Origin of the sequence: Neisseria lisongii, from assembly GCF_028463985.1 — a bacterium.
In the GTDB taxonomy this organism is placed as follows: Bacteria; Pseudomonadota; Gammaproteobacteria; order Burkholderiales; family Neisseriaceae; genus Neisseria; species Neisseria lisongii.
In genome coordinates, this window is the sequence record NZ_CP116766.1 from 1,474,113 (window position 1) to 1,486,265 (window position 12,153).

Here is a 12,153-nt window from a genome sequence, read left to right on the forward strand (position 1 = left end):
CTTCTTCCCTGCGGTGTACGCAAAGGCATATATTCCTTTGAACCAATAAGTTCGCTCCAGGTTGCCGGGAGCAGTAGTGGGCGCGAGCGTCCTTCAACGGATGCACCCGAAACTACCCGAGGCGACCGCCTTGTCCTCAAGGTTCAAGCGAATCCGGCCCAAACGTCATCAGCGGGGAACCCCGACAAACCTGTCGCATAACGCTGCGGCAGGTTTTCCCTTTCCCCAAGGCCGTCTGAAAAACGGCTTTTCGTATTTATGATAGTGAATTAACCAAATTTCTTAACACATATCCCACATTCACCCGCCCACGCCGCATCAAAAACCCCACACCCCAACCGCCAATCCGCAGGCACTTCGGCAAGCATACAACAAATCACGCAATAAACCCCGACCAAGATTGACAAAGGCAGAAGTTCTCTTTAAAATTGGTAACTTTCTATATCTATCTGGATTTCTACCTATGAAAACCTTTTCAGCGAAACCGCATGAGGTGAAGCGCGAATGGTTCGTCATCGACGCCCAAGATAAAGTTTTGGGTCGCGTTGCAGCCGAAGTTGCACACCGTCTGCGTGGCAAACACAAGCCTGAATACACTCCTCACGTTGACACCGGCGATTACATCATCGTTATCAATGCAGACAAACTGCGTGTAACCGGTGCCAAATTCGAAGGCAAAAAATACTACCGCCACTCCGGCTTCCCGGGCGGTATCTACGAGCGTACTTTCCGCGAAATGCAGGAAACTTTCCCCGGCCGTGCTTTGGAACAAGCCGTTAAAGGCATGTTGCCGAAAGGTCCTTTGGGCTACGCCATGATCAAAAAACTGAAAGTGTATGCAGGTGCCGAACACGGTCATGCCGCACAACAACCTAAAGTTTTGGAACTGAAATAAGGACACGACATGAACGGTAAATATTACTACGGCACTGGCCGCCGCAAAAGTTCAGTGGCTCGTGTATTCTTGACCAAAGGCACCGGCCAAATCATCGTAAACGGCCGCCCTGTTGACGAATTCTTCGCCCGCGAAACCAGCCGCATGGTTGTCCGCCAACCATTGGTATTGACTGAAAATACCGAATCTTTCGACATCAAAGTCAATGTAGTCGGCGGCGGCGAAACCGGTCAGTCCGGCGCAATCCGTCACGGCATTACCCGTGCCTTGATCGACTTTGACGCAGCTTTGAAACCGGCTCTGTCTGCTGCAGGCTTCGTTACCCGCGATGCCCGTGAAGTGGAACGTAAAAAACCGGGTCTGCGCAAAGCCCGCCGTGCCAAACAGTTCTCAAAACGTTAATCCGTTTTACTGTTTACTTATACAGACCGCATTGCAATTTTCGATACACTTTCGAAAACTGCAATGCGGTTTTCTTTATCCCTGATAAAATTCTTGTTTTCCGCAAAAATATAGTAAATCAACCGAAAAAATATGACACCACAGCGAGCCACCCTTCCCCTAACCCCTTCCCGCCAGCGAGACGGGGAACAAAGTGCAGGTGGGCCAACTTAGCTTGCCGATTTGTACAGAAAATTCGGTGTTTTAACTATAGTAAACCTTATGACGGCAAACCATTTTTTTCCTGATTGATGATATTTTTCAATTCTCCTCTTCCCCCGATACTTATCAAGCATTTTTATCCGCCATACCGCATTATTCCGACGACCGTATTGATTCCCGACATCTGCACCATACCACCTGCTGAAACAGAAATTGTTTCAAATACAGCCAATACCGAATACCAGAATACCAGTGATGATTTTGTTGAGATTTTTAATAAAATAGTCTAAGATTAGAAAGGATATACGCATGCGACCATTATCATCACAATAAACCGCCGCATTGTTCATTTCCCAAACAATATCGCAAATAACCGTTCCCACTATCATGCAAACTGTTGCCGACTGTTTTCATCATGGCAACCGGTTTTGTGCGGATACGGAAAACGGAGCAGCCGGAAATGTTATTTTCCATATTGCGTTGATTTACCTTATGAAAAACAAACACTTTCCGCTGAATTTTGCCAAACAGCTTTTTCAGACGGCTTTAATTACGCTCAACGCTTCATTATCCGGATATTCAGCCATAAAGGAGACCCATTATGCATAATCCTTCCAAACATGCATCGATTAATATTGCGCTGATTCAGGCTCGGGAAGCGCTGATGACCCAGTTTCGCCCCATTCTGAATCAGGCCAACGTAACCGACCAGCAATGGCGCATTATCCGCCTGCTGGCAGAAAACGGCACTTTGGACTTCCAAGACCTTGCCAACCAAGCCTGCATTTTGCGGCCGAGCCTGACCGGCATTCTGACCCGACTGGAAAAAGCCGATCTGATTGTCCGCCTGAAACCGTCCAACGACCAACGCCGGGTTTTTCTCAAGCTGACCCCCGAAGGCGAAAAACTCTACCAAGCAATCCGTATTCAGGTTGATGAACGCTACGATATTATCGAAACCGTATTATCCAAAGAAAAACTGGCACAATTAAAAGAGTTGCTCAACGAGCTCTCCCATATCGAACAGTTACTGAAATAAAACATGCCCCTGACACACACACTTAAGCAACCTTTTCGAGATGCCATGGCTTCCTGCGCCGCCTGCGTCCACGTTATCACCACCGATGGCGAAGCCGGCCGCTACGGCATTACCATGACCGCCGTAACCGCCGTAACCGACGAGCCGCCCACGGTGATGCTGTGCATCAATAAAGAAGCCCAAATTATCCCGATTCTGCAGCAAAACCAAAATCTGTGCATCAACACCCTTGCCGACCATCAGGAAGACATCGCCCGCCACTTCGCCGGCATGACCGACCTGTCCCCTGAAGAACGCTTTGAATACCACATCTGGCATCGGGGCAGCAGCGGGCAACTCGAAGTCGAAGGCTCGCTCGCCCATCTGCACGGCAGCATTGTTTCCCAACAGGAAATGGGTACGCATATTGTCTTTTTTGTCGAACTGCACGAAATCAAAACCGCAGCCGCCGAATCACCGGCGCTGCTGTATTTCCGCCGCTCGTTCAAATCCCTGATGTAACCGAAAAGGCCGTCTGAAAATACACATTCCGACAAAATTCACCATAACCGCTCACCAACAACCGACTCTACATCTCAAGGACAAGCATGAAAGCCATGATACTTGCCGCCGGTCGGGGCGAACGAATGCGCCCGCTGACCGACACCTGTCCCAAACCGCTCCTGAAAATCGGCGGCGAACCGCTCATCGGCTGGCATTTACGCCGTCTGAAACAGGCAGGTATTACTGAAATCGTTATCAACCACGCCTGGCTGGGCGAACAAATCGAACACTCGCTGGGCAGCGGCAGCCAATACGGCGTAAACATCCAATATTCCCCCGAACCTTCCGGCGGCCTCGAAACCGCCGGCGGCATTGCCACCGCCCTCCCCTTGCTCGGCACGCAGCCTTTTCTGGTGATTAACGGCGATGTCCTGACCGATGTCGATTTCCGCCACGCCGCACAACAGGCGCAAACCCTCTCCGCCGACGGCACACTCGCCCATTTATGGCTGGTCGATAATCCCGAACACAATCCCAACGGCGATTTTTCCCTGTTTTCAGACGGCCTGATTCGTCCCGACACCGATAACGGCGAAGCGCTGACCTTCAGCGGTGTCGGCGTGTACCATCCTGATTTGTTTCAACACACCGCCGCCAACCAACGTGCCAAACTCGCCCCTATTTTGCGCCAAGCCATGAGCAGCGGCCAAATCCGTGGCGAAAAACACGCCGGTTTGTGGCTCGATGTCGGCACTGTCGAACGGTTGCAAGAAGCAGAAACCATGGTTGAACAACTGGCTCTGTAAAAACCGTTTACCCAAATAAAAAATCTCCTCTGATTAAAGAGGAGATTTTTTTGACTGATGATAAATCAATCGTGATTTTGAGCGGCGTTTTGGCGGCGCAAAATAGCCGGGATTTCAAAATCGTCCAATACGGATTGGTTGCCGAAATCGGCGGCTGTCAGATTCATACCGCGGGTTTCACGGCCTGAACGTACCAAGCCGTCCATTCCGCCGGCAGTGCGGGCTTCTTCACGGGCAGCGTAGCCAGAAGCAGCTTGGGATTGGGCAGGCTGCTGGTTAGCGTTTTTATGCTCTTTCAAGCCGGTAGCGATAATGGTAACACGGATGGTGTCTTCGCTCATGGTTTCATCTTCGGCAGTACCGAATTTGCACTCTGCATCAGGGTGGGCGTTGTCGTTCACCACTTTCATGATTTCACGGTGTTCGGACATTTTCAGGCAGCCCGGCGCTGTGGTTACGTTTACCAATACGCCTCGTGCGCCGTCCAGAGTTACGCCGTCCAGCAGCGGGCTGGAAATCGCTTGTTCGGTTGCCAGACGGGCGCGGTCGATGCCTTGGGCAAAACCCGAACCCATCATCGCCATGCCTTTGATACTCATCACGTTTTTCACGTCGGCGAAATCGACGTTAATCAGACCCGGATTGGTTACCACTTCGGAAATACCGGCAACGGCATTGCGCAATACGTTGTCAGCTTCACGGAATGCTTCACGCATGGTAACGTCTTCGCCCAACACGGTGAACAGTTTGTCATTCGGAATCACAATCAGCGAATCCACTTGGCTTTTGAGCTGTTCCAAACCGTTTTGTGCAATATGACCCCGTTTGTTGCCCTCGAAATCGCTCGGACGGGTTACCACAGCAACAGTCAGAATGCCCATTTCTTTGGCAATTTCGGCAACCACAGGGGCTGAGCCGGTACCGGTACCGCCGCCCATGCCGGTGGTGATAAACAGCATATTTGCGCCGCGGATGGCATCTTCAATCGCTTCACGCTCTTCCTGAGCGGCAGCACGGCCGATTTCGGGGTTGGCACCTGCGCCCAGACCACGGGTCAGATTGGTACCCAACTGGATACGTTTGGCAGCATTGCTTTTGCCCAATGATTGTGCGTCGGTATTGGCACTGATAAATTCAACACCCTGAATGGTGTTTTCAATCATGTTGTTAATCGCATTGCAGCCACCGCCGCCCAAGCCGATTACTTTGATCACCGCAGGGCTTGCGGCTGACTCTGCTACATCGTAAACTAATTCCATTCAAATACTCCTCGCGCCCTGTGTGAGGCGGTTAAAAATGACTGATTTTGCGTATTATATAAGAAGTATTATGCGGCTGGCAAAATACTTCTCTTCATTCATACCTTTGCAGTCTGTTTTGCCGTTTTTTTCGCTAAAAACATACAGTCGGGTGTCGGGTTTTCTGCTTTATCGGTTTTCAGACGGCCTCAACTGCTTTGATACACGGTTGCAGGCCGTCTGAAAATCACATCAGGCGTTGTCGGTCAGCCATTTTTTAATGGCAGCCCACCAGCCCGGTGTTGAAGACGATGATTCGGAACGGGTCTCACGCACGGCAACTTTTTTGCCTTCGCTGCGTTCTTCCATTCGGCCTTCGCAGGCAAGCTGCAACAGACCGATGGCGGTTGCGTAGCGAGGGTTGCGGCTGCGTTCGGATACGCCCGCCAATTCCTGCGGCACGCCGATACGGGCCGGCAGTCTGAAAATTTCTTCCGCCAACTCGACAATGCCGGTCAGCATGGAAGCGCCGCCGGTCAAGACGATGCCCGATGTCAGCACTTCTTCCGGAAAACCGGCACGGCGCAATTCGTTGCGGGACAGTTCTAAAATTTCTTCTACACGGGGGCCGATGACACTGGCCAATACACGGCGGGAAATCTGGCGCGGCTGGCGGTCGCCGACACTCGGCACTTCAACCATTTCGTCCAAACCGTCCATATCCGGAATGGCAACGCCGTAATGGATTTTGATGTATTCGGCGGCACTGTACGGCGTACGCAGTGCTTGTGCCAAGTCTTTGCTGATTAAATCGCCCGCCACCGGAATGACGGCGGTATGGCGGATTGCGCCGTTGGTATATACGGCGATATCGGTTGTGCCGCCGCCGATGTCGATCACGCAGACACCCAAGTCTTTTTCGTCTTCGGTCAATACGGCATGGCTGCTCGCCAAGGGTTGCAGCATAATGCTGTCGGTTTCCAAGCCGCAGCGGCGGATACATTTTTTGATGTTTTGCAGGGCGGTATTGGCGCCGGTAACGATATGCACACGGGTATCCAGACGCAGGCCGCTCATGCCGATCGGCTCTTTCACGCCCGGCTGGTTGTCGATGATGTATTCTTGTGTTTCGGTGTGCAGAATGGCGTGATCCTGCGGCAGATTGATGGCTCGGGCGGTGTCGATGGCTCGGTCGATGTCGGCCTGTTTCACTTCGCCGTCTTTGATTTTCACCACGCCGCGCGAATTAAGGCTGCGGATATGGTTGCCTGCAATGCCGGTGGTAACATGGGAAATTTTGGTGTCCGCCATGCGTTCGGCATCGCCCACCGCCTGCGTAATCGCCTGCGAAGTGGCTTCGATATTCACCACCATACCGGCTTTCAGACCGTGCGACGGTGCTTGTCCCAAGCCGACAATGTGGATTTCGTTGTCTTCCTGAATTTCACCGATCAGGGCGATGACTTTTGACGTACCGATGTCCAATACGCTGATATATTTACCTTGTTCCATAACTTCCCATTCATTCGCTAGTGTTTATTTTTTCCCGAACCGTTTTCAGACGGCATGGCGGTTTGACTGTATCGGACGGCAAAGCCGTCTTTGTAGCGCATATCCACATATTCGATGCGGCTGCGGTGTTTTGCCAGCAGCGCCGGCCAGACTTTGGCAAACTGCTGCAGGCGTTTGACTTCGTGTTCCCGACCGAGGCGGACGGTTATGCCGTTGTCGAGTACCAGCAACCATGCCGATCTCGACGTGTAAATCAGTTCTTTGATACCGATGCCCATCGGCTTGAGTATGGTATTAAACTCCTGATAATGCTTGACCATATCGCCGCCGGTTCCGCTTTGGCCGTCAAACAGCGGCAGTTTCTCGGCACTATCCGCCTGAAACACGTTGCCCTTGGTATCAAGCAGCCCGCCGTTTTTCCAACGGGCCAGCGCCGTGCGTTCGGTCAGGCGGATTTCCACGGCATCGGGCAGGCGGCGCACAACCTGCACCGAATCCGTCCACGGCAGCGCACGGACGGCTTGGTCGGCACTGTCCACATCAACCCGCAGGATATTGCCCTGCAGATATTGTCCGGCAATATCCTGCAATACTTTGCCGTCGGTATGTTTCAGTTTGCCGCTGATCACAATCTGCTTGACCGGCAGCCGCTGGGGGGCATACAGCCACGAAGCGCCGATGCCGATCAGCAGCAATACAAAAACACCCGTCAGCCCCTTAATCAGGAGGCCCATGGCTTTGGCATTATCCCACATGAGCTGTTTTCAAAATTTCTACGCATAAATCGGCAAAATCCACGCCGACTTGGGCGGCGGATTTCGGTACTAAGCTGTGTCCGGTCATGCCCGGCAAGGTATTGATTTCCAAGAGATACAGTTTGCCGGAGTCGTCTTTCAGAAAATCGACCCGCACGCAGCCTTCTGCACCGATTGCCTGCGCCCCTTTCACCGCCAGCGTCCGCATCAGGGCTTCGTCATCTTCGTTCAAATCAGACGGGCATTGATACACAGTGTCGTCCCGATTGTATTTGGCTTCGTAATCGTAAAATTCGGTGGCGGGGATAATGCGGATGCTCGGCAAACCCCGTCCGCACAATACCGGACAGGAATATTCGCCGCCGCCGATAAAGCGTTCGGCAATGATTTCGCCCTGCAGGTGTTTTAATTCCTGATACACGCTTTTCAGACGGCCTGTTTCTTTGACTTTGACCACGCCGACGCTGCTTCCCTCCGCCGCCGGTTTGACAAACATCGGTAAGCCAAGCTGCTGCTCGACGGCATCGAAATCGCTGTCGTCATGCAATACCGCAAATTCGGGAACGGGCAAACCCAAGGCCTGCCAAATCAGTTTGCAGCGGTATTTGTCCATGCCGATGGCGGAAGCCGCCACACCGCTGCCGGTATAGGGAATACCCATCACTTCCAATGCGCCCTGAATGGCACCGTCTTCGCCGTAAGTGCCGTGCAAAATATTGAAGGCCGTCTGAAAACCCTGTTTTTTCAATTCTTCCAGCGGAATTTCTTTGGGGTCGAACGGATGGGCATCTATGCCTTTCTGCTTCAGGGCGGCGACAATCGCTGCGCCGCTGTTGAGCGAAATTTCACGCTCGCTGGAAAAACCGCCCATCAAGACGGCCACTTTGCCAAAATTCTGCATGTTGTTATCTTTCTGCTGATTTGAGGTATGCCGTGTTACGCTTGCGCAGACAGGGAAACCAAGGCTTCCGGCACTTTATTGATGCTACCCGCACCCATATTCAGCACTACGTCGCCGTCTTGCAATACATTGAGCAGCATTTGCGGCAATTCGGCCACGTTTTCGCAATAAATCGGCTCGAGTTTGCCCAATACCCGAATCGCCCGTGCCAACGCACGGGAATCGGCGGCGGCAATCGGCTCTTCGCCGGCGGCATACACTTCGGTCAATACCAAAGCGTCCACCGTATTCAATACTTTGACAAAGTCTTCAAACAAATCCCGGGTGCGGGTGTAGCGGTGCGGCTGGAACACCAGTACCAAACGTTTGTCGGGATAAGCGCCCCGTGCAGCTTCCAGCGTGGCGGCCATTTCTACAGGGTGGTGGCCGTAGTCGTCCACCAACTGCACCGAACCGCCCTGCGGCAATCGAATATCGCCGTATTTTTGGAAGCGTCGGCCGACACCTTCAAACGCCAGCAGGCCTTTTTGTACGGCTTCTATCGAAGCGCCGACTTCCAGCGCCACGCCGATGGCGGCCAGCGCGTTTAACACATTGTGGCGGCCGGGCATATTCAATACCACGTCAAACGGCGCTTGTTCGCTGCCTTTCATATTGACGTGGACGGTAAATTTCATCTGCGCACCGATGTTTTCAATATCGGTGGCATAAATATCGGCACGTTCGTCCAAGCCGTAAGTGGCGTAAGGTTTGCTGATTTTCGGCAAAATGGCACGGACGTGTTCGCTGTCGGTACACAAGAAGGCTTTGCCGTAAAACGGCATACGGTGGATAAAATCGACAAATGCCTGATGGAGTTTTTCCACGCTGTGGCCGTAGGTGTCCATATGGTCTTCATCGATATTGGTTACCACCGACATCACCGGTGTCAGATACAGGAAAGAAGCATCCGATTCATCGGCTTCCGCCACGATATATTCGCCCTGCCCCAAGCGGGCGTTGGTGCCGGCGGCATTGAGTTTGCCGCCGATAACGAAAGTCGGATCAAGACCTGCGGCCGCCAAAATGGAGGAAGTCAGGCTGGTGGTGGTGGTTTTGCCGTGCGTACCGGCGATGGCGATGCCGTCCCGAAAACGCATCAGTTCCGCCAGCATCAGGGCGCGCGGAATCACGGGAATCTGCTGCTCGTTGGCGGCCACTACTTCGGGATTGTCGGCTTTGACGGCGGTGGAAGTTACCACCACATCGGCACCGTTGACGTGTTCGGCGGTATGCCCCGGATAAACTTGGATACCGAGGCTGCTCAGATATTCGGTTACCGCATTTTTGGCTTGGTCCGAGCCGGAAACTTTAAAACCCAGATTGTGCAAAACTTCGGCAATACCGCACATGCCGACACCGCCGATACCGACAAAATGGATATTGGTTACTCGATTTTTCATCATGGCTCATGTCCCAAAATCAAATGAATGCGCAAAAGTGTCTAATTATACTGAAAGTTGTTCACATTTAAAACGAATGCAGGCAACTCTATGCCGCCATTTTAATGTAAATGTCGGGGTCTGTCTGCGGAAAAGCGAAAAATATCGGTTCCGTTTTCCGTTCCGGCTAGGCGGCGGCTTCTATGGCGATTTCGGCAACATCGTCGGCACTGTGCGGCAATGCCAGTGTGCGGGCATGGTTCGCCCATGTCAAACAGCGGCTGCGGTCCAGTCCGCCGATCACTTCGGCGAGTTTTTCGGCGGTCAGTTGCGACTGCGGCAACAGCAGCCCGGCTTCGGCGTGTACCATAAAGCGGGCGTTGGCGGTTTGGTGGTCGTCCACCGCATGGGGATACGGCACCAGCAGTGCGCCCACACCGGCGGCGGTTAATTCGGCAATCGTCAATGCGCCGGCACGGCACACCACCACATCGGCATCCCGATACGCCGCCACCATGTCGGTGATAAATTCCACGCATTCGGCTTCAATGCCCAAACGTTGGTATTCCGTTTGCAGATTGCCCAGCTTGTTGCGGCCGGACTGATGGTAAACCTGCGGGCGTTCGGTTTCGGGAAGCAGCGCCAGCGCCGAGGGCATCAGCTTGTTGAGAATGTCCGCCCCCAAACTGCCGCCCATAATCAGGATTTTCAGACGGCCTTCGCGCCCTGCAAACCGTGTTTCCGGTTCGGGCAAATTGGCAATATCGGCACGGACGGGGTTGCCGACCAAACCGCCTTCGTGTTCAAACGCTTTCGGGAAAGCATACAGCACCCGCTTGGCCCAGCGTGCCAGCTTGCGGTTGGACAAACCGGCCACGGCGTTTTGTTCGTGAATCACAATCGGCACGCCCAATAATTTAGCCGCCACGCCGCCGGGGAAAGTTACAAAACCGCCGAAGCCGATCACGCAGTCCACTTTGTATTGCCGGATGATTTTTTTGGCGGCACGCACGGTTTTCCACAGAGTAAACGGAAGCAGCAGCTTGCGTTTGATGCCGTTGCCCCGCACGCCTTTAATCGCCAGCGTTTCCAAGGTAATGCCGTATTGCGGCACAATCCGGGTTTCCATAGCGTCTTCGCTGCCCAGCCACACCACCTGATGGCCTTTGGCACGCAGCGAATCGGCCACCGCCAGTGCCGGAAAAATATGGCCGCCGGTGCCGCCCGCCATCAGCAGAAATGTTTTCGCATTCATGGTCTTCCCCTATTATTCAACTTGGAAACCGCGCAGTTTTTGGCGGTTTTCATAATCAATCCGCAGCAGCATGGTGATGGTGAGCAGCATCATAAACACCGATGAGCCGCCGTAAGACATCAGCGGCAACGGCAAACCTTTGGTCGGGAACATGCCCAGATTCACACCGAGATTGAAAAAACTCTGAATGCCGATCCAAATGCCGATGCCGTAGGCCACGTTGCCGTTAAATGAGAAACCGAGTTTCTGCGCCTGCGTGCCGATGGAAAACGCCCGCACCACAATCCAGACATACGCCGCCACCAGCAGACACAGCCCCAACAGACCGAATTCTTCGGCGACAACAGCGAAAATAAAGTCGGTGTGTGCTTCAGGCAAGTAAAACCGTTTTTCCAAACTGGCGCCCAAGCCCTCGCCCAACCAGCCGCCGCGCCCGATGGCCATCAGCGAATGGGTCAGCTGATAGCCTTTGCCCCACGGGTCTTCCCACGGATTCAGGAAGCCGTGAATCCGGGCCATGCGGTATGGCGAGGTCATCACCGCCAGCGTACCGCCGACCGCCAGCATACCGAACAGTGCCGCCAATACTTTCAAGGGAAAACGGGTCAGAAACAGCATACCCACGGTAATCACCATAATCACCACGGTCGAACCGAAATCGGGCTGCAGCATAATCAAACCGACACACGCCCCCAATATCACCATCGGCAACAAAAGTTTCGCCCAATACTGTTTCAGCCACGCACGGTTGAGCTTGAACCCTTCCAACATTTCCGCACGGCGGATAAACAGCCCCGCCAGATACAGAATCACCGCCAGTTTGAAAAACTCGGTCGGCTGTATATTAATCGGCCCTGCATGAATCCAGCGGGTTGCGCCGTTGATGGAGCGCCCGAGTATCAGCACCCCCATCAGCAGCAGAAAACAGCCGCCGAAATAAAACGGCATAATTTTTTGATAATAACGGGTTTTCCCCAAAAAAAACACGAGAATACACGCTGCCACAGCCGCTGCAACAAACATACTCTGCTTGCTCAAATATCCGTATTGACTGCCGACTTCCTTCGCCGCATAGGCAATGGAAGCGGAATAAATCATCAGCAGACTAAACGCCGTGATCAAAACAGTTACCCACAAAAGCGCCACATCGACTTTTTGGTTGCTGCGGGCAATCGGCCGGTTGAGCTGGCGGGTCAGCGAGCCGAACAGTCGGTTCAACAAGGTGGTCATTTACATTTGGTCTTT

The 12,153-nt window shown here is 53.1% G+C and carries 12 protein-coding genes and 1 other RNA gene; 6 read left to right on the top strand and 7 right to left on the bottom strand.

Annotation, left to right across the window (positions count from 1 at the left end):
• Nucleotides 1–2: 2 nt before the first annotated feature.
• From ssrS to murU, 6 genes are all read left to right on the top strand, one after another.
• A non-coding RNA gene (gene ssrS / locus PJU73_RS06750) (6S RNA) lies at nt 3–182 on the top strand.
• Between the two features lie 281 nt (nt 183–463).
• Entirely contained in the window at nt 464–895 is a 432-nt protein-coding gene (gene rplM, locus PJU73_RS06755; protein ID WP_237091302.1) for a 50S ribosomal protein L13, read from the top strand.
• Between the two features lie 9 nt (nt 896–904).
• Nucleotides 905–1,297 carry a 30S ribosomal protein S9 gene (rpsI, locus tag PJU73_RS06760; RefSeq protein ID WP_237091301.1) on the top strand — a complete coding sequence of 131 codons (393 nt, stop codon included), beginning with the start codon at nt 905–907 and terminating at the stop codon, nt 1,295–1,297.
• 802 nt (nt 1,298–2,099) lie between these two features.
• Nucleotides 2,100–2,537, top strand: coding sequence for a homoprotocatechuate degradation operon regulator HpaR (gene hpaR / locus PJU73_RS06765; RefSeq protein WP_237091300.1), 438 nt, complete (start codon nt 2,100–2,102; stop codon nt 2,535–2,537).
• A 3-nt stretch (nt 2,538–2,540) separates the two neighbouring features.
• Nucleotides 2,541–3,038 carry a 4-hydroxyphenylacetate 3-monooxygenase, reductase component gene (gene hpaC / locus PJU73_RS06770; protein ID WP_237091299.1) on the top strand — a complete coding sequence of 166 codons (498 nt, stop codon included), beginning with the start codon at nt 2,541–2,543 and terminating at the stop codon, nt 3,036–3,038.
• A gap of 86 nt (nt 3,039–3,124) precedes the next feature.
• On the top strand, nt 3,125–3,826 hold the full coding sequence (murU, locus tag PJU73_RS06775) for an N-acetylmuramate alpha-1-phosphate uridylyltransferase MurU (protein ID WP_237091298.1): 702 nt from the start codon (nt 3,125–3,127) through the stop codon (nt 3,824–3,826).
• 65 nt (nt 3,827–3,891) lie between these two features.
• Here murU and ftsZ read toward each other — a convergent pair whose 3' ends face one another.
• From ftsZ to ftsW, 7 genes are all read right to left on the bottom strand, one after another.
• Nucleotides 3,892–5,085, bottom strand: coding sequence for a cell division protein FtsZ (gene ftsZ, locus PJU73_RS06780; RefSeq protein WP_237091297.1), 1,194 nt, complete (start codon nt 5,083–5,085; stop codon nt 3,892–3,894).
• 231 nt (nt 5,086–5,316) lie between these two features.
• A complete protein-coding gene (ftsA, locus tag PJU73_RS06785; RefSeq protein WP_237091296.1) occupies nt 5,317–6,576 on the bottom strand; it encodes a cell division protein FtsA in 1,260 nt (419 codons plus the stop codon).
• Between the two features lie 17 nt (nt 6,577–6,593).
• A complete protein-coding gene (locus PJU73_RS06790; RefSeq protein ID WP_237091295.1) occupies nt 6,594–7,331 on the bottom strand; it encodes a cell division protein FtsQ/DivIB in 738 nt (245 codons plus the stop codon).
• Nucleotides 7,321–8,232 carry a D-alanine--D-alanine ligase gene (locus tag PJU73_RS06795; protein ID WP_237091294.1) on the bottom strand — a complete coding sequence of 304 codons (912 nt, stop codon included), beginning with the start codon at nt 8,230–8,232 and terminating at the stop codon, nt 7,321–7,323. Before PJU73_RS06795 ends, PJU73_RS06790 begins: the two co-directional genes overlap by 11 nt.
• Before the next feature lie 35 nt (nt 8,233–8,267).
• Nucleotides 8,268–9,677 (bottom strand): UDP-N-acetylmuramate--L-alanine ligase, encoded by a 1,410-nt coding sequence (gene murC / locus PJU73_RS06800; protein WP_237091293.1) that lies wholly within the window; start codon nt 9,675–9,677, stop codon nt 8,268–8,270.
• Between the two features lie 163 nt (nt 9,678–9,840).
• Entirely contained in the window at nt 9,841–10,908 is a 1,068-nt protein-coding gene (murG, locus tag PJU73_RS06805; RefSeq protein WP_237091292.1) for an undecaprenyldiphospho-muramoylpentapeptide beta-N-acetylglucosaminyltransferase, read from the bottom strand.
• 12 nt (nt 10,909–10,920) lie between these two features.
• Nucleotides 10,921–12,138: a putative lipid II flippase FtsW gene (ftsW, locus tag PJU73_RS06810; RefSeq protein ID WP_237091291.1), complete on the bottom strand. Its 1,218-nt coding sequence runs from the start codon at nt 12,136–12,138 to the stop codon at nt 10,921–10,923.
• Nucleotides 12,139–12,153 lie beyond the last annotated feature (15 nt).